A 17,033-nucleotide genomic window follows, 5' to 3' on the forward strand; every position below is an offset into this window, starting at 1 on the left:
CCAGCTCCTAAGGTTAGGCTTGCCTTCTTACAGAGACATTAGATTAGCCTTGCCTAAGTTTGACCGCTACGAGAGGGGGTCGGGTGCGCCCGGCTGAGGACACGGCTGAGGACTGGGCTGAGGACGCCGGCGGGCGACCGCCGGCCACCGCGGAGGGGCCGCGGCCGCGCCGGTCCGCGTCCGTGCTGGTGAGCGGGCTGGTCGTGACCGCGGGGGTGCTGGCGCTGGTGGCGATGGCGAGCGTGGCGCTCGGGGCGCGGTCGGTGCCGTTCTCGACGGTGATCGACGCGCTGCTCGCCCCCGACGGCTCCAGCGACCACGTCGTCATCCGCGAGCTGCGCATCCCGCGCACGCTGCTCGGCATCGGCGTCGGCGCGACGCTGGGCCTGGCGGGGGCGCTCATCCAGAGCCTGACCCGCAACCCGCTGGCCGACCCGGGGCTGCTCGGCATCAACGAGGGCGCCGCGCTCGGCGTCACGCTCGCGCTCGGCCTGTTCGGCCTCTCCGACCCCGCCGTGTACGTCTGGTTCGCCTTCGGCGGCGCCGCGGTGGCCTCCGTCGTCGTCTACGCGCTGGCCGCGGCCGGCCGCTCCGGCGCCGGACCGGTACGCCTGGCGCTGGCCGGGGTCGCGCTCGGCATGGTGTTCACGGCCGTCGCCTCGGCGATCCTGCGCATGGACGCGCAGACCTTCGACCGGATGCGGTTCTGGCTGACCGGCTCGCTGGCCGGGCAGAACGCGGACACGCTGGTGCGGCTGGCCCCCTTCATGGTGGCGGGGCTGGCGCTCGGGCTGACGCTGGCCAGGCCGCTCAACATGCTCTCGCTCGGCGACGACGCCGGGCGCTCGCTGGGCGTCGCGGTCGGCAGGACGCGCGTCCTCACCGGCGTGGCCGTCACGCTGCTGTGCGGGGCCGCGACCGCCGCCGCCGGGCCCCTGTGGTTCGTCGGGCTGGTCGTGCCGCACGCCGTGCGCGCGCTGGTGGGCGGCGACCAGCGGTGGGTGCTGCCGTACTCGGCGCTGGCCGCGCCGGTGCTGCTGCTGGGCGCCGACGTCGTCGGGCGGCTGATCGCGCGTCCGGGAGAGGTGCAGGTGGGCATCGTGTGGGCGGTGATCGGCGCGCCGATCTTCATCCTGCTGGCCCGGCGCAGGCGGGTGGCGGCGCTGTGACCGTACGTCTCGGCCCCTGGTCCGTACGGCTCGCGCCCCGGTCCCTGCTCGTCTGCGCCGCCCTCGTGGCGGTCGGCTGCGGGGTGGGCGTGGCGGCGATCGCCACCGGCGAGTTCACCGTCTCCGTGCCCGACATCCTGGACGCCCTGTTCGGCCAGGGCACGCCGGTCGCCGAGCTGATCGTGAGCAGGTTGCGGGCCCCGCGCGTGGTCACCGGGCTGCTGGTGGGGGCGGCGTTCGGGGCGGGCGGCGCGATCTTCCAGAGCCTGACCAAGAACCCGCTGGGCAGCCCCGACTTCATCGGCTTCACCGCCGGCGCCTCGACGGGCGGCATCCTCGCCGTCGTCGCGGGCGGCTCGGCCATGACGATCGCGGGCGGCGCGCTGGCCGGTTGCGTGGTCACCGCCGTCCTGGTCTACGCGCTGGCCTTCCGGCGCGGCGTGCAGGGCTACCAGCTGGTGCTGGTCGGCATCGGCGCCAACACGCTGCTGCTGGCGGTCAACAACTACCTGCTGACCAGGGCCAACATCAACGACGCGGCCACCGCGGGCGCGTGGCTGACCGGCAGCCTCGGCGGGCGCGGGTGGGAGCACGCGATCCCGGTCGCGGTGGCGCTGGCCGTCCTGCTGCCGGTGTGCGCGCTGGTGGCGCGGCCGATGCGGATGATCGAGATGGGCGACGACGCGGCCCGGGCCATGGGCGTCAAGGTCGAGGCCGTACGGGCGGCGGCCATCACCGCCGGGGTGCTGCTGACCGGCGTGGCCACCGCGGCGGCCGGGCCCGTCGTCTTCGTCGCGCTGGCCGCGCCGCAGATCGCCCGCCGGCTGACCCGCTCCCCCGGCGTCACGATGGGCGCCTCGGCGCTCATGGGCGCGGTGCTGCTGACCGCCTCCGACCTGGTCGCCCAGCGGCTGCTCGCGCCGACCCAGCTTCCCGTCGGGGTGGTCACCGCCGCCGTCGGCGGCACGTACCTCGCCCTGCTCCTGCGAAAGGACCGTCACTGATGGTTGACCACCGCCTGTCGGGCACCGGCCTCACCCTCGCCTACGACCAGCGCGTCGTGGCCACCGAGCTCAGCGTGGCGATCCCGGACGAGTCCTTCACCGTGATCATCGGCCCGAACGCGTGCGGCAAGTCCACGCTGCTGCGCGCGCTGGCCAGGATGCTCAAGCCCAGGAAGGGCGCCGTGCACCTGGACGGCAGCGTGATCACCGCGCTGCCGTCGAAGGAGGTGGCGCGGCGGCTGGGCCTGCTGCCGCAGAGCTCGATCGTGCCCGACGGGATCAGCGTGGCCGACCTGGTGGCCCGCGGCCGCTACCCGCACCAGCGGCTCATGCGCCAGTGGTCGAGGGCCGACGAGGCGGCCGTGGCCGAGGCCATGCGCGCGACCGACGTCGCCGGGCTGGCCGACCGGATCGTGGACGAGCTGTCCGGCGGGCAGCGGCAGCGGGTGTGGCTGGCCATGGCGCTGGCCCAGGAGACGCCGATCCTGCTGCTGGACGAGCCCACCACGTTCCTGGACATCTCCCATCAGATCGAGGTGCTCGACCTCTGCGCCGACCTGCACGAGGCCGGCCGGACCATGGTCGCCGTGCTGCACGACCTCAATCAGGCGTGCCGGTACGCCACCCACCTGATCGTCATGCGGGCCGGCCAGGTCGTGGCCGAGGGCGTGCCGGCCGAGATCGTCACGCCCGAGCTGGTCCACCGGGTGTTCGAGCTGCGGTGCGAGATCATCCAGGACCCGCAGTCGGGCACGCCGATGATCGTGCCCGAGGCGCGGCGGCGGGTGGCCGCCCCCGCCTGAGCCGAACCACTTGAGCCGAACCACTTGAGCCGGACCGCCTGAGCTGGACCGGCTGAGCTAGACCGCCTGAGCCGGACCGGCTGAGCTAGACCGGCTGGGCGAGGGCGGCGGCCAGGGCCGTGATGCCCGCGGTCGCGCGCTCGCGGCCGTACTCCTCGCGCAGCACCCCGGCCGCCTCCGCGCCCATCGCGGCCAGCAGGGTGTGGGCGAGCACGTCGGCGTCGCCGCCGGGCCGGGCCTCGGCCAGCAGGATCGCGACGTGGCGGTGCCAGAAGCGGTAGGCGCCGATGCGGTAGCGGGCCCCCGGGCTGGCCGTCTCGGACATCCGCACCAGGTCCAGGTGGGCGTAGAGGTAGTCGAGGTAGGCGGCCGTGAAGGCGGTCAGGCGCTCGGCGGCCGGAGCGCCGGGGCCGACGGGCGGCGGCCCCGACAGCACGCGCTCCTGCAGGTCGCGTTCGCGGGCGTCCAGCAGCGCCACCGCCAGCCCGGACTTGTCGCCGAACCGGCGGAACAGCGTGCCCTTGCCGACGCCCGCCTCGGCGGCGACCGCGTCCATCGACACGGCCTCCACGCCCTTCTCGGCGAACAGCCGCGCGGCGGCCGCGAGCACCTTCTCCCTGTTGCGGGCCGCGTCCGCGCGTTCCCTGACCGGTTTGCCGGTCAGCAGCTCCAGCGGCTCGCTTGACGAACCGGACTGTGGTCCGTTAGGTTCCTGGCCATTCACACATCCGGACTCTAGTCCATTTCGCTCGGAGGCCACAATGACCATCACCCGCGAGGAGCTGCACGCCCGTCTGGGCAGCGTGACCGTGCTCGACACGCTCGGCGGCTCCTACTACGCCCAGCAGCACCTGCCCGGGGCCGTCGCCCTGGTGGAGAGCGAGGTCGCCGAGCGCGCCGCCGAGCTGCTGCCCGACAAGGACGCCACCATCGTCACCTACTGCTCCAACCCGGCCTGCGGCAACAGCAAGGCCGTGGCCAACCGGCTGACCGCGCTCGGCTACACCGACGTGCGCCGGTACGTCGAGGGCATCGAGGACTGGGTCGGGGCCGGCCTGCCGGTCGAGTCGTCCCTGTGACCGTCGTACCGGGAACTGCTCACAGGACGCCGCAGCGGCGCACCGCGAGCAGCGCCAGCGCGCGGGTGACCTCGCGCAGCTCGGCGAGCTCGACCTGCTCCCTGGGCGCGTGCGCGAACCGGACGTCCCCCGGGCCGTAGTGCAGGGTCGGGACGCCGCCCGCCGCGTACAGGCGCAGGTCGCTCCCGTACGGCGCGGCCGCCTCGGCCGGACGGCGGCCCGCGACGTCGGCGACGGCCTGGTTGACCGCGCCGAGCAGCTCGTGCCCGGCGGGCAGCCGGCCGCTGGCGAACTGGCCGCCCGGCCAGGTCACCGCGGGCGGGTTGTCCCGCAGCCACGGATGGCCGGTCGAGGCGACGGCCTCCTCGAAGGCCGCCCGCGCCGCGGCCGGATCCTCGTCCAGGCGCACGCCGAGGCGTCCCTCGGCGACCAGCAGGTCCGGCACGGTGCTCGCCCAGTCGCCGGCCCGCACGGTGCCGACCTCGATGGGGTACGGCATGGGGTTGGCGCCGAAGAGCTCCGGCACGTCCCGGTTGCGGTCGGCCTCCAGACGCCTGATCGCCTCGAACACCGGCCAGAAGACCTCGATCGCGTTGACGCCCTCGTACCGCGTGGCGCCGTGCGCGGCGCGGCCGGCGACCTCCAGCCGGAAGGTCTGCGCGCCGGCGTTGGCGGTGATGACCGCGCCGCTGGTGGGCTCGGTGATGACCGCGGCCTCCGCCGTGTGGCCCCTGGCCAGGGTGGCGAACGCGCCGAGGCCGCCGTCCTCCTCGCTGATCACGCAGTGCACCGCGAGGGGCCTGGCCAGGCGCACCCCCGCCCGCTTCAGCGCCCGGACGACGGCCAGGTTGGCCACCAGGCCGGCCTTCATGTCGCAGGCGCCCCTGCCGTGCAGCACGTCGCCGGTGATCCGGGCGGCGAACGGGTCGCTGCCCTCCCACTTGGCCAGGTCGCCGGTCGGGACGACGTCCACGTGGCCCTGGAGGGCCAGCGCCGGCACGCCCTCGCCCTCGGTCACGGCGACGACGCCGTAGCCCTCCTGTCTGGGGGCCTCGGTGCCGGGGAAACCGGCGCGCGCGGTGAGGTCGGCGAGGTCGAGTTTCCAGACGTCCACGTCCAGGCCGGCCTCGGTGAGCAGGCGGGCGAAGCGGTGCTGGAGGTCGGACTCGGCGTCGGTGCCCGTGACGCTCGGGACGCGCACCGTCTCGGCCAGCAGGCCGACGGTCTCCGCTTCGTCGATGGCGTTCAGGACCCGGGCTTCCACGTCGCGCATGCAGCACACTTTCTCACGCCGTGAACGCCTTTCACGACATATGGCGATACAGAACGTGCGTAGCTGGATGAGCTGGATCGCGGTGACGCCGTTCGCCGTCTGGGCGGCGGTGCGCCTGAGCGGGTTCGAGCCGGACTGGCCGTGGGTGCCGGTGGTCGCGTTCACGCCGCACGCGGCGGTGGGGGCAGCCCTGGGCCTGGTGCTCGCCGGGCTGCTGCGGCGGTGGGCGGCGGGGGCGGTCGCGCTGGTCACGGTGCTGGCGCTGGGCGTCGCGGTGCTGCCCCGCGCGCTGCCCGACCCCGCGCCGGCCGCCCACGGCGCGCCGCTGCGCGTGCTGGCCGCCAACCTGCTGGTCGGCACGGCCGACGCGGCCGAGCTGACCGCTCAGGTCAGGTCGCTGCGGCCGGACGTGCTGACGTTGCAGGAGTTCACGCCTCTCGCCGAGCGACGGCTGACGGCGGCCGGGCTGCGCGAGCTGCTGCCGTACGCGGTGACGTGGCCCGCCAAGGGCGTCGGCGGCTCGGCCGTGTACGCCCGCCACCCCCTCACCGCCGGCGAGCTGATCGAGGCGGGCGGGTTCGGCCAGGCCACGGCCGTGCTGACGCACCCCGGCGGGGCCCGGGTGGAGATCGTCTCGGTGCATCCGTGCGCCCCCAAGCGGACGGGGAGGCAGCCGTGCTGGCTGGCTGGGCTGGAGCGCCTGCCGCGCGGCGGCGGACGGCTGCGCGTGCTGGCCGGCGACTTCAACGCCACCCTCGACCACCTCCCACTCCGCGAGCTGCTGGCCGCCGGCTACCGCGACGCGGCCGACGCCATGGGCCGCGGCCTGTCCACGACGTGGGGCGGATGGGGGCCGCTGCCCGGCGTGACGATCGACCACGTGCTGGCCGGCGACCGCATGGCGGTGCGGGACTTCCAGGTGCTCGCGCCGGTCGGCAGCGACCACCGTCCGGTGTACGCCGAGCTCCTGCTGCCGTGACCCCATCCCGGGGAAGGCGGGACCTGGGACGACCGCGGGATTCCGGAGCTGCGGCGGCTCGTAAACTGTGACCCGTGGAAGCGCCCAAGTTCGAGATTCAGATGCTGCACGACCGGGTGATGATCCGGCTGGAGCAGGAGGCCGAGGAGCGGCGCAGCGGCTCCGGGATCGTCATCCCCGCGACGGTCAAGATGGCCAACCGGCTGTCGTGGGGCGAGGTCTGCGGCGTCGGCACGAACGTGCGCGCGGTCAAGGTGGGCGACAAGGTGCTGTTCAACCCGGAAGACCAGTTCGAGGTCGAGGTGCACGCGCGGGTCTACCTCGTCATGCGCGAGCGCGACCTGCACGCGGTGGCCACCCAGGAGACCGACCACGGCACGGGCCTGTACCTATGACACCCGGGTCCTGGCGAAGTTGACCCACAGCTCGGCGGCCCAGGTGGCGGCGGGCACGTCCGCGAGCACCCGCGTCGTCCGGCCGGTCAGGTCGAGCACCGACAGTCGGCGGCCCTTCCCGGCCGTCGTGACGGCGATCAGGTGGGTGTCGTCCCACCAGCCGAACAGGGCCACCGGCTTGACGGCCACGCGCTGGGCGATCGTGCCGGTGGCCAGGTCGACCAGGCACACCTGCTCCTTGAACCGCGAGGGGCACCACGTCGTCAGGCGTTTGCCCGAGGGCGCGTAGGAGTCCTCGGGGCCGGTCGGCAGGCCCACGTCCGCGTACGTGCGCAGCACCGCGCCGTCCGTGGGGCGGTAGACGCGCAGGCCGGTGCCGTACATGCTGACGAGGTTGCCGTCGGGGCTCCACCAGAACCCGGCCTTCCGGGCCAGGCCCGCGACGCGGACCGTGCTCGCGGTGCCCGCGCGCACGTCCACCACCGTGAAGCCGAGCACCCGCCACGTCCCGCCGCTCTTCTGCTCGACGGTGAGCGCGAGCTTCCTGCCGTCCCTGGACCAGGAGGCGTAGGCCGCCGTCATGGGCTTCTTGACGGTACGGATCCGCGCGGTCTTGCCGGTGGCCCGGTCGGTGACGACCACGGAGTCGTAGCCCGCCCGGTAGGCGGACGGCACCCCGGCCGTCAGGCGGCCGTCGGGCGAGACGGCCACCTCCGACAGGCCCTTCTGCCGGGTGAAGGAGTCGCCGGTGGCGGCGCGCAGGTACGTGCGGCCGGTGCTGAGGCCGTACGCGCTCAGCCGTACCGGGTCGCCCGATTTCTCGTGATATTTCATGCCGCCGGTTTCCGGCAACGTCAGGTCGGCCCGAGCGGCGGCCGGGGCGAGGAACGTCAGCGACAGCGCGACGGCGAGGTGAGCGAGCACGCCCGCAGAATAGGCAGGGAAAGGCGGCGATTCCGGGAACGATAACGACCCGGTCTGAAAGCCCCCGCGGAACTAGACGAAACGCTGGGCGATCTCCAGCAGGTCGATGCCGAGCGTCAGCATGCCGAAATAGACGATCACCGCGGCGGCGGCCACGGTCACCAGCAGCACGAGGATGCGCACCGTCCAGCCCTGCCGCTTGTACCACTGCGTCCAGGCGTGCAGCGTCTGCTTGCCGAACTCCAGCACCCGGTGGGCCCAGTGGAACTCGGTGGCCAGCACCGCCAGCCCGGCGAACACCACGAGCCAGCCGGGCCCGGGGAACGGCACCATGATCAGGCCGCCGACCACCATCACCGCGCCGATGACGCCGACCACGATCTTCAGCGTGAGCGCGCCCGCGCGGGTGGACCGTATGCCGTCGAGCCGGCCCTTCAGACCGCCGCGGCGGGCGGGCATGGCGGAGCGTTCGGCGGCCTCGTCCTTCATCACGTCGGCGTCGCCCGTCTCGGAGTTCTGGATCGGCACGTCTCCCCCGTGTCGTCGGCTGCTTCTCAGGATACGGCCCACATTGACAGGAACACTTGCAGACCACTAGCAGGCCGCCAAACAGGACGAAGAGTAAAATTTCCCGCCAGAAGGAAGGGTATTCCGGCAACTATCGGTTAATGTCGGCTATGCCCGAGGTCATCCTTCGCACCGTCACCGGCCCGATCCGCGCGGCAGCGGTGAACGGCGCCGTACTCCCCCACGAGCACCTGCGCAACGACATGCGCTGGGCGGTCGGCATCGACTCCGACCCCCACCGCTGGCTCGACGAGGAGACCACTGTCACCGCGGAGCTCCGCGAGCTGCGCCAGTCCGACGAGCTCAACCTGGTGGTCGAGCTCACCTGTCTCGGCATGGGCCGCGACGCCGCCGCCCTGGCCCGCATCGCGGCCGGCAGCCGGGTGCCGGTGATCGCCTCGACCGGCTTCTTCGCCCAGCCGTTCACCGACGTCGGCGACGAGGACGTCGAGCAGCTCACCCGGCGCCTGATGACCGAGATCTCCAGCGGCGTGGACGGCACGGGTGTCTTCCCCGGCGTGATCGGCGAGGTCGGCAGCTGGGGCGCCGAGCCCACCGCCCGCGAGGAGCGCTGCCTGCGCGCCGCCGCCCGCGCCTCCCGGCAGTCGCGCCTGCCCGTCGCCACCCACGGCCAGAACGCCCCGGCGCTGCTGGAGATCCTGCTCGGCGAGAACCTGCCCGGCTCCCGCGTGGCCGCCGGCTACTCCGGCGACCTGGGCGGCGCCCGCAAGATCGCCGAGGCGGGCGCGTACGTCAGCCTCAGCGTCCTGGCGCTCGGCCCCGACCAGGCGGCCAGGATCGCGCTCGGCCTCATCGAGGACGGCCACGCCGACCGCCTGCTCCTCAGCACCGGCCTGAGCCGCGTGGCCCAGGTCCAGCGGTACGGCGGCTGCGGCTACGCCCACCTGTTCCACAGCCTGCTCCCCCGCCTGCGCGAGGCCGGCACCGGCGAGGACGTCATCCGCCTGATCACCCACGACAACCCCCTGCGCTGGCTCACCGACGGCATGCGCTGACCCGGGGCCCCGCCCCGACACCGGGCGCTGTCGTCAAGATCGTCTCGGGGCGGCCGGGCGGGCGGTGATCGGACCGTGCCGCCCAGAACTCGCTAGGATCGGGGCGACACGAGCCTGGCCGGGTGGGGGATGGTGAGCGAGCACACGCAACGCGGCGGGCGCCTGCGCAGGTCGGTCGCGGCGCTGTCGCGCCTGAGCCGGGTGGGTGACGTCCCGGTCGTCGTCATGCTGGCCTGGGCCGGGTGGCTGGCCGTCCCGTGGTCGTTCAGCGGCCTCGCGCAGGCCAGGGCCGCGGCAGCGGCGGCCGCCGCCGACGCCGAGCCCCCGCCCTCGTCCCACGCCTCCGACACCGCCCCACCGCCGTCCGCGTTCGCCTCCCACAGCACGCCACCGTCCGCGGTCGCCTCGCAGCACACCACGCCGCCGTCCGCGCTCGCCTCGCACACCGCGTCGCCGTCCGCACTCACTTCCCACTCCTCGTTGCCGTCCGCGTTCGTCCCGGGTGCGCCCGTTGCCGGGGGCGGGGCGCTGTGCGGTCCGGGGGCCGGGGATGCGGCTTCGGGGCGCGGGGCCTGGCCGGTGGGGGCGGCCTGGGGGATCCCGGCGCCCGCGGTCGCCCGTCCCGCCGCCACCGTTCGTCCCGCCCGGCCCGCCGCCACCGCCGATGCCTCCGCGACCGCCGCCCCGCACGCGCCGGACGCCGTGCTCGGGCGGTCGGGGGCTTTCCTCGGTAGGGCCGAAGTGGTGGCGGCCGAGCGGGCGCGGATCGCCGGGGAGGTGCACGACGCCGCCGGTCACGGGCTCGCCGCCATCGCGATGCAGGCCGGGCTCGCGCTCGTCGTCCTCGACGACGACCCCGAGCAGGCACGGGCCTCGCTCCGGGCGATCAGGGAGACCAGCACCACCGCCCTGGCCCACCTGCGCGCCGCGCTCGACGGCATCGACCCGCCGGCCGCCGACCTGCCCGGCCTCATCGCGGGCGTACGCGCCGCGGGCCTGCCGGTCGACGTCGAGCCCGCCGAGCCCGCCGTGCCCGCCCACCTCAAGGACGCCGTCTACCGGGTGGTCCGCGAATCCCTCACGAACGTGCTCCGGCACGCCGGCCCGACCAGGGCCTCGGTGCGCCTGGCCGACGGCCCGTGCGCGTTCGTCCTGGAGGTGGCCGACCGCGGCGCGGGCTGGAACGGCGCCGCCGAGGGCCGCGGGCTGGCCGGGATGCGCGCCCACGTCACCGAGGCGGGCGGCCGGCTCACCGCCGGGCCCCGCGAGGGCGGCGGCTTCCAGGTGACCGCCCGCTTCCCCCGGTACGAGGCATGACCGCCCCCGGCCCAGGCCCCCACCACCCAGGCCCGGACGCGCACGCCACCGGCCCACCCCCCGTCCGGACAGGCCCGGACGCGCCCGCCGCCGGCACAGCCCTGCCCGGTGCGGACGCCGGGGGCCGCGTGATCAGGGTGGCGGTCGCCGACGATCAGGCCGTCGTGCGGATGGGGCTGCGGGCGCTGCTGGAGCGGGAGCCCGGCATGGAGTGCGTGGGCGAGGCGGCCGACGGCGCGGCGGCGCTCGACCTGATCCGCCGCACCCGTCCCGACGTGCTGCTGCTCGACATCCGCATGCCCGGCACCGACGGCCTGTCCGCGTTGCGGGCCGTGGCCGCCGATCCCACGCTGGCCGGCACCCGGATCGTCGTGGTGACCACGTTCGCCGTCGACGAGTACGTCTTCGCCGCCCTCCAGGCCGGGGCGAGCGGATTCGTGCTCAAGGACAGCGCGCCCGACGAGCTGGTCAACGCCGTGCGGGTGGTGGCGGCGGGCGAGGCGCTGTTGTCGCCGTCCATCACCAGGAAGGTCATCGGCCTGTTCGGCCGCGGCGGCGCCGAGCCCGTCGAGGGCCTGGGCACGCTCACCCCGCGCGAGCGCGAGCTGGTGGCGTGGGTGGCGACGGGCCGGTCCAACGACGAGATCGCCAGGGAGCTGGTGATCAGCCCCGACACCGTGCGCACGCACGTCAGCCGGGCCATGGTCAAGCTGCGCGCCCGCGACCGGGCCCAGCTCGTGGTGTTCGCCATGCGGGCCGGGCTCGCGCCGCCGGTCTGAGCCGGGCCCGCGGCCCGCCGGAGGTAACCCTCCTGCCGGGCCCGCGGCCTACCGCAGGAAGCCCTCGTAGTTGCGCTGCTGGAGCTGGGCCTCGATCTGCTTGACCGTGTCCAGCCCGACGCCGACCATGATGAGCACGCTGGTCCCGCCGAACGGGAAGTTCTGCTGCGTGCCGGGGTCGCGCAGGATCGCGAACGCCACCAGCGGCAGCAGCGCCAGCACGCCGAGGTAGAGGGCTCCGGGCGCGGTCAGCCGCGACAGCACGTACGCCAGGTAGCGGGCCGTCGGCGCGCCCGGCCGGATCCCCGGCACGAACCCCCCGAACCGCCGCATGTTGTCGGCCACCTCGACGGGATTGAAGGTGATCGCGACGTAGAAGTAGGCGAAGGAGACGATCAGCAGCACGTACACGCTCATGTAGAGCGGATGGGTCCCGGCGGTCAGGTTGCGCGAGACCCAGGCGCCCGCCTCCGCGCCGAGCAGCGGCGCGGCCAGCGTCGGCACGTAGAGCAGCGACGAGGTGAAGATCACCGGTACGATCCCCGCCTGGTTGACCTTGAGCGGGATGTACGTGCTGCTGCCCCCGTACATGCGCCGCCCCACCATGCGCTTGGCGTACTGGACGGGCACCCGCCGCTGAGCCTGCTCGACGAACACCACCGCCGCCACCAGGCACAACCCGGCCGCCAGCATCACCGCGAACCCGAACGGCGTGAGCACGAAGATCTTCGCCATGTACCCCGGGAACACCGCCACGACCTGCGTGAACATCAGGATCGACATGCCGTTGCCGATCCCCCGGTCGGTGATCAGCTCGCCCATCCACATGACCACGCAGGTGCCCGCGACCATCGTCGCCACGATCACCGACACCGCGAGCAGCCCCTGGTCGCGCAGCAGCGGACGGGCGCAGCCGGGCAGCAGGTTCCCCGAGCGCGCCAGGGTGACGACGGTCGTGGCGTTCAGGACGGCGAGGCCGACGGTCAGGTAACGGGTGTACTGGGTGATCCGCGCCTGCCCGTTGGACCCCTCCTTCCTGAGCGTGTCGAGCCGCGGCACCACGACAGCGGACAGTTGCAGGATGATGCTGGCCGTGATGTAGGGCATGACGCCCAGCGCGAACACCGACAGCTGGAGCATCGCGCCGCCGCTGAGCATCTGCATCATGTCGAAGACGCCGCCGCTCGCCGAGCCCACGCACTGCCGCACGGCCACGACGTCCACGCCGGGCGCGGGCATGATCTGGCCGAGGCGGAACAGCACGATCAGCCCCAAGGTGAACAGCAGTTTCCTGCGCAGCTCCGGCACCCGGAACGCTCTGGCGAAGACGGTCAGCATGAGCAGGAAGTCTGTCCGCGGGCGGGCCGGGCGTCGTCCGCCCAGGCGAGGCACCCGCGTACGCAGATCCGCGTAGGTTGGGCGCATGACGACCGTGTGGGTGATCAGCGGGCCGCCGGGGGCGGGCAAGTCCACGGTGGCGGCCGAGCTGCTGGCCCGCCTGTCGCCGGTGCCCGCCCTGCTCGACAAGGACACCGTCTACGGCGACCTCGTCGCGGAGGTCCTGCGGGCCCACGGCCGCGACCAGGGCGAGCGCGAGGGCCCCTGGTACGACCGGCACGTCAAGCACCACGAGTACACCGGCCTGACCAGGATCGCCGCGCAGATCCGCGGCCACGGCTGCCCGGTGCTGCTCGACGGCCCGTTCACCGCGCAGGTGCACGACGCGGCGCGGTGGGCGCGGTGGGTGGCGGAGCTGGGCGGCCCGCCCGTACGCCTGCTGTGGGTGCGTTCGGACGGGCCGACGCTGCGCGCCCGGCTGGAGGCGCGCGGCCTGGCCAGGGACGCGGGCAAGCTGGCGGCCTTCGCCGACTACCTGCGGAACATCCGGGTGGACGAGCCGCCCGTCGTGCCGCACCTGGAGATCGACAACCGGCGGGGCGCGCCGCCGGTCGGCGACCAGCTCACGGCGGCGGGCACACCGCCGCGACCTGCTCATGGCGGCGGGTACACCGCCGCGAACACGGCCGGCAGCCGGGGGACGAGCCGGGTGAACCGCCCCTCCTCGTAGGAGGCGCCCGGCTCGTTGCTGAGCTGCTGGGACACGGGCCCGGCGATCAGGCTCGCGGCCAGGGCCAGCCCCTCCTCGCCCGCGGCGTCGGGATGCAGCTCGCCGCGCCCGACGGCGGCCCTGATCAGCTCGGCGAAGTGCTCGTGGACGGCCAGCGCGGGCGCGTACGCCTCGGGCGAGGGCGCGAACCCCGGCACCGGCCGCCAGAACATCAACTGGGCCAGCACCTGGTTCTCCATGATCCACCGCGCTCCGGCCTCCATGGACGACCCCATGGCCGCCAGCCCCGGCTCATGCGGCTCGGCCCCCCGCCGCACGGCCGCCAGGTAGCCCTCCTGCCCGCGCCTGAACAGGGCGTCGTAGACCGCGTGCCGGGACGGGAAGTACTTGTACAGCGACGGCGGCTGGATGCCGAGCCGCCTGGCCACGGTCGCCAGGCTCAGCCCGGCGACGCCCTCCTCCGCCATCACGTCGAGGGCGATGCCGAGGATCTCGGCCTGCGTCTCGGCTCGCCGTCGTGCTCGCCGGTCGGGAATGTCAGCCACATGAAATAGCTTAGGCTATAGGTAGTAGCCAAAGCTATTGGGGGTGTGGCACGTGTCGCGCGACATCGAGCTGATCGGCCTGCGGCAGAACAATCTCAAGGACGTCTCGCTGCGGCTGCCCAAGGAGCGGCTGACGGTGTTCACCGGCGTGTCGGGGTCGGGCAAGTCCTCGATCGTGTTCGGCACCATCGCCACGGAGTCGCAGCGGCAGCTCAACGAGACCTTCAGCGCGTTCGTCAGGAACCGGCTGCCCAAGCACGAGCGCCCGCGCGCCGAGCGCATGTCCGGCCTGACCGCCGCCGTGATCGTGGACCAGAAGCCGGTCGGCGGCGGCGCCCGCTCGACCGTGGGCACCATGACCGAGGTGCACGCGATCCTGCGGGTGCTGTTCTCGCGGCGCGGCGAGCCGTCGGCGGGGCCCGCGACGGCGTACTCGTTCAACGACCCGCAGGGCATGTGCCCGGTCTGCGACGGTCTGGGGAAGAAGGTGGAGGCCGACGTCGGCAAGATGCTCGACGAGGACCTCTCGCTTAACGAGGGCGCGATCCGCATGGCCCCGCCCGGGTCGTACGTGTGGCAGCTCTACGCCAGGTCGGGGCTGTTCGACCCGGACAAGCCGTTGCGCGGCTTCACGCCGCAGGAGCGCGACCTGCTGCTGTACGGCGGCGGCTTCAAGGTCAACCGGGGCGAGTACACCAACACCTACGAGGGGCTGGTCACCCGGTTCGAGCGCGTCCACCTCAAGCGCGACCTCGACCAGCTCGACAAGGCGGCGGCGCCGTACGTGCGGCAGGCCACGTGCCCGGAGTGCGGCGGCCGGCGGCTCAACGCGGCCGCGCTGGCCTCGCGCATCGACGGCCGGTCCATCGCCGACCACTGCGCGATGGAGGTGACCGACCTCATCGGCGTGCTGGAGGGCCTGGGCGACCCGGTGGCCGAGGCGGCGGTGGAGTCGTTGCGCCGGATCGACGCCATCGGCCTCGGCTACCTCAGCCTCGACCGCGGGACGCCGACGCTGTCGGGCGGTGAGGCGCAGCGGCTCAAGACCGTGCGGAACCTGGGCAGCAGCCTCACCGGCATGACGTACATCTTCGACGAGCCCAGCGTGGGGCTGCACCCGCGTGACGTCCACCGGCTCGGCGACCTGCTGGTGGAGCTGCGCGACAAGGGCAACACGGTGCTGGTCGTCGAGCACGACCGCGACCTGATCGAGCTGGCCGACCACGTGGTGGACATGGGGCCGGGCGCGGGCACGCGGGGCGGCCGGGTCGTGTTCGAGGGCACGGTGGCGGCGCTGACGTCCGGCGGCACGCTGACCGGCCGCATGCTGCGGCGGGTCACCGGGCTCAAGGACGCCGTGCGCGCCCCGGCCGGCTGGCTGACCGTCGAGGGCGCGAACGCCCACAACCTCAAGGACGTCACCGTACGCGTGCCGCTCGGCGTGCTCACCGCGGTCACCGGCGTGGCCGGGTCGGGCAAGAGCACGCTGATGCGCCAGGAGCTGGTCGCCCGGCATCCGCACGTGGTGCTCATCGACCAGTCGGCCATCGGCGGCTCGCCGCGCTCGACCCCGGCGACGTACCTCGACGCCATGGACCCGCTGCGCAAGCTGTTCGCCGACGCCAACGGGGTGCGGCCGGGGCTGTTCAGCTTCAACTCGGCCGGCGCGTGCCCGGTGTGCAAGGGGCGCGGCGAGATCAAGACGGACCTGGCGTTCATGGACCCGGTGACCCGGGTGTGCGACGCGTGCGGAGGCAGCCGGTACAGCCCGCAGGCGCTGTCGTACACGGTGGAGGGCCGCACGATCGCGGATGTGCTGGCGATGACGGCCGAGGAGGCCGCGGGCCTGTTCGACCTGCCGGGCATCGGCGGGCTCGGCGCGCTGGGGCTCGGCTACCTGACCCTCGGGCAGCCGCTCAGCACGTTGTCCGGCGGGGAGCGGCAGCGGCTCAAGCTGGCGCACCGGATGCGCGAGCGCGGCCAGGTGTACGTCTTCGACGAGCCGACGACCGGGCTGCACATGGCCGACGTGGACACGCTGCTGGCCCTGCTCGACCGGCTGGTGGACGGCGGTGACACGGTCATCGTGGTCGAGCACGACCTCGACGTGGTCAAGCACGCCGACTGGGTCATCGACCTCGGCCCCGAGGCGGGCCGGCAGGGCGGCGAGGTGATCTTCGAAGGCACCCCGGCCGAACTGACCGAAGCATCCACCTATACCGCGAAATATCTGGTCAAGTCACTCGATAGTCGTCGTCCCGGACGTCCAGCACGGCCATGTGACCGGGCAGATGACCGATCGCGTACTCCACGCCGCTCGCCATGACCGCCGCCTGCGGCGTCACCCCGCAGGCCCAGAACAGCGGCACGTCCCCCGGCCGCAGCTCCACCGGGTCACCGAAGTCGGGACGCCCCAGGTCGAGCACGCCGATCGCGGCCGGGTCGCCCACGTGCACCGGCGCGCCGTGCACCCGCGGATACCTGCCGCTCACCTCGACGGCCCGCCGCACCAGCTCCTCCGGGACCGGCCGCATCGAGACGACCAGCGGCCCCGACAGCGAGGCGGTGGACTCGCACGGCACGTTCGTGCGGTACATCGGCACGTTCCTGCCCTGCTCCAGGTGCCGTACCGGGACGCCGGCGGCCAGCAGCGCCGCCTCGAAGGTGAAGCTGCAGCCGATGAGGAACGGCACGAGGTCGGCCCGCCACTGCCCGGTCACCTCGTCCAGGTCGGCCACGGGCTCGCCGTCGCGGTAGAGGCGGTAGCCGGGCAGGTCGGTGCGCAGGTCGCCGCGGAACAGGGTGGTCGACCAGGCGCCCGGCTCGCCCACGTCCAGCACGGGGCAGGCCCGGGGGTTGCGGTGGGCGAACAGCAGCAGCTCGTACCGCAGGGCGGCGGGCACGGCGATCAGGTTGGCCTGCGTCCAGCCGCGGCACCAGCCCGCGGTGGGCACCCGTTCGCCGACGCGGAAGCGGGCCCGCGCCTGCGCGGGGGTCAAGGTGGCGACGTCCACCTCTCGACACTATGGCGACCGGCTCGCACGGTCCACAATCGCACCTCACCGGGACGCCCGGCCGTACGGCTATCGCGGTGTTTTCCGGGTAGCGGGCCGGT

Annotated in this window: 18 protein-coding genes; 11 read left to right on the plus strand and 7 right to left on the minus strand. The window is 73.8% G+C overall.

Annotated elements, in window-relative coordinates:
* Positions 1-83: 83 nt before the first annotated feature.
* Genes ACIBQ6_RS43710 through ACIBQ6_RS43720 form a run of 3 tightly spaced genes read left to right on the plus strand, consistent with a single transcriptional unit; the run spans position 84 to position 2,976 of the window.
* The gene (locus ACIBQ6_RS43710) at positions 84-1,169 is read left to right on the plus strand and encodes a FecCD family ABC transporter permease (protein WP_397218748.1); all 1,086 of its coding nucleotides are present in this window, start codon (positions 84-86) and stop codon (positions 1,167-1,169) included.
* A complete protein-coding gene (locus ACIBQ6_RS43715) occupies positions 1,166-2,173 on the plus strand; it encodes a FecCD family ABC transporter permease (protein ID WP_397218749.1) in 1,008 nt (335 codons plus the stop codon). Before ACIBQ6_RS43710 ends, ACIBQ6_RS43715 begins: the two co-directional genes overlap by 4 nt.
* Positions 2,173-2,976: an ABC transporter ATP-binding protein gene (locus ACIBQ6_RS43720; protein ID WP_358302451.1), complete on the plus strand. Its 804-nt coding sequence runs from the start codon at positions 2,173-2,175 to the stop codon at positions 2,974-2,976. Before ACIBQ6_RS43715 ends, ACIBQ6_RS43720 begins: the two co-directional genes overlap by 1 nt.
* A gap of 85 nt (positions 2,977-3,061) precedes the next feature.
* Here the strand turns inward: ACIBQ6_RS43720 and ACIBQ6_RS43725 are convergent, their stop codons facing one another.
* Entirely contained in the window at positions 3,062-3,700 is a 639-nt protein-coding gene (locus tag ACIBQ6_RS43725; RefSeq protein WP_397218750.1) for a TetR/AcrR family transcriptional regulator, read from the minus strand.
* Positions 3,701-3,737: 37 nt separating this feature from the next.
* On the opposite strand from ACIBQ6_RS43725, the gene ACIBQ6_RS43730 reads away from it, so the two are divergent.
* On the plus strand, positions 3,738-4,055 hold the full coding sequence (locus ACIBQ6_RS43730; protein WP_352323684.1) for a rhodanese-like domain-containing protein: 318 nt from the start codon (positions 3,738-3,740) through the stop codon (positions 4,053-4,055).
* Between the two features lie 19 nt (positions 4,056-4,074).
* Here the strand turns inward: ACIBQ6_RS43730 and ACIBQ6_RS43735 are convergent, their stop codons facing one another.
* Entirely contained in the window at positions 4,075-5,328 is a 1,254-nt protein-coding gene (locus ACIBQ6_RS43735) for an ArgE/DapE family deacylase (RefSeq protein ID WP_358302458.1), read from the minus strand.
* A gap of 55 nt (positions 5,329-5,383) precedes the next feature.
* Here ACIBQ6_RS43735 and ACIBQ6_RS43740 point away from each other — a divergent pair, with 55 nt between their 5' ends.
* Positions 5,384-6,307 (plus strand): endonuclease/exonuclease/phosphatase family protein, encoded by a 924-nt coding sequence (locus ACIBQ6_RS43740; RefSeq protein ID WP_397218751.1) that lies wholly within the window; start codon positions 5,384-5,386, stop codon positions 6,305-6,307.
* 74 nt (positions 6,308-6,381) lie between these two features.
* Complete coding sequence (locus ACIBQ6_RS43745; RefSeq protein WP_357700902.1) at positions 6,382-6,702, plus strand: co-chaperone GroES; 321 nt, start codon at positions 6,382-6,384, stop codon at positions 6,700-6,702.
* On the opposite strand, the gene ACIBQ6_RS43750 is transcribed toward ACIBQ6_RS43745, so the two are convergent.
* The gene (locus tag ACIBQ6_RS43750; protein WP_397218752.1) at positions 6,697-7,626 is read right to left on the minus strand and encodes a hypothetical protein; all 930 of its coding nucleotides are present in this window, start codon (positions 7,624-7,626) and stop codon (positions 6,697-6,699) included. The two genes, ACIBQ6_RS43745 and ACIBQ6_RS43750, sit on opposite strands and share 6 nt — an antisense overlap.
* Before the next feature lie 72 nt (positions 7,627-7,698).
* Entirely contained in the window at positions 7,699-8,154 is a 456-nt protein-coding gene (locus tag ACIBQ6_RS43755) for a TIGR02611 family protein (protein WP_358302467.1), read from the minus strand.
* Positions 8,155-8,303: 149 nt separating this feature from the next.
* Between ACIBQ6_RS43755 and ACIBQ6_RS43760 the strand changes: the two genes are divergently transcribed.
* From ACIBQ6_RS43760 to ACIBQ6_RS43770, 3 genes are all read left to right on the plus strand, one after another.
* Positions 8,304-9,209, plus strand: a complete 906-nt coding sequence (locus ACIBQ6_RS43760; protein WP_358302470.1) for an aryldialkylphosphatase — start codon at positions 8,304-8,306, stop codon at positions 9,207-9,209.
* Between the two features lie 129 nt (positions 9,210-9,338).
* The gene (locus ACIBQ6_RS43765) at positions 9,339-10,526 is read left to right on the plus strand and encodes a sensor histidine kinase (protein ID WP_358302473.1); all 1,188 of its coding nucleotides are present in this window, start codon (positions 9,339-9,341) and stop codon (positions 10,524-10,526) included.
* Between the two features lie 128 nt (positions 10,527-10,654).
* Positions 10,655-11,305, plus strand: coding sequence for a response regulator transcription factor (locus ACIBQ6_RS43770; RefSeq protein ID WP_352353595.1), 651 nt, complete (start codon positions 10,655-10,657; stop codon positions 11,303-11,305).
* 48 nt (positions 11,306-11,353) lie between these two features.
* Here ACIBQ6_RS43770 and secY read toward each other — a convergent pair whose 3' ends face one another.
* Positions 11,354-12,643: a preprotein translocase subunit SecY gene (secY, locus tag ACIBQ6_RS43775; RefSeq protein WP_358302476.1), complete on the minus strand. Its 1,290-nt coding sequence runs from the start codon at positions 12,641-12,643 to the stop codon at positions 11,354-11,356.
* 85 nt (positions 12,644-12,728) lie between these two features.
* Here secY and ACIBQ6_RS43780 point away from each other — a divergent pair, with 85 nt between their 5' ends.
* The gene (locus ACIBQ6_RS43780) at positions 12,729-13,373 is read left to right on the plus strand and encodes an AAA family ATPase (protein ID WP_397218753.1); all 645 of its coding nucleotides are present in this window, start codon (positions 12,729-12,731) and stop codon (positions 13,371-13,373) included.
* Here the strand turns inward: ACIBQ6_RS43780 and ACIBQ6_RS43785 are convergent.
* Positions 13,298-13,918, minus strand: a complete 621-nt coding sequence (locus ACIBQ6_RS43785) for a TetR/AcrR family transcriptional regulator (protein WP_397218754.1) — start codon at positions 13,916-13,918, stop codon at positions 13,298-13,300. The genes ACIBQ6_RS43780 and ACIBQ6_RS43785 overlap by 76 nt on opposite strands.
* 52 nt (positions 13,919-13,970) lie before the next feature.
* Here ACIBQ6_RS43785 and ACIBQ6_RS43790 point away from each other — a divergent pair, with 52 nt between their 5' ends.
* Positions 13,971-16,244 carry an excinuclease ABC subunit UvrA gene (locus ACIBQ6_RS43790; RefSeq protein WP_397218755.1) on the plus strand — a complete coding sequence of 758 codons (2,274 nt, stop codon included), beginning with the start codon at positions 13,971-13,973 and terminating at the stop codon, positions 16,242-16,244.
* Here ACIBQ6_RS43790 and ACIBQ6_RS43795 read toward each other — a convergent pair.
* Positions 16,153-16,932, minus strand: coding sequence for a putative hydro-lyase (locus ACIBQ6_RS43795; RefSeq protein ID WP_358302488.1), 780 nt, complete (start codon positions 16,930-16,932; stop codon positions 16,153-16,155). The genes ACIBQ6_RS43790 and ACIBQ6_RS43795 overlap by 92 nt on opposite strands.
* Positions 16,933-17,033 lie beyond the last annotated feature (101 nt).

The organism is Nonomuraea sp. NPDC049655, assembly GCF_044465465.1.
In the GTDB taxonomy this organism is placed as follows: domain Bacteria; phylum Actinomycetota; class Actinomycetes; order Streptosporangiales; family Streptosporangiaceae; genus Nonomuraea.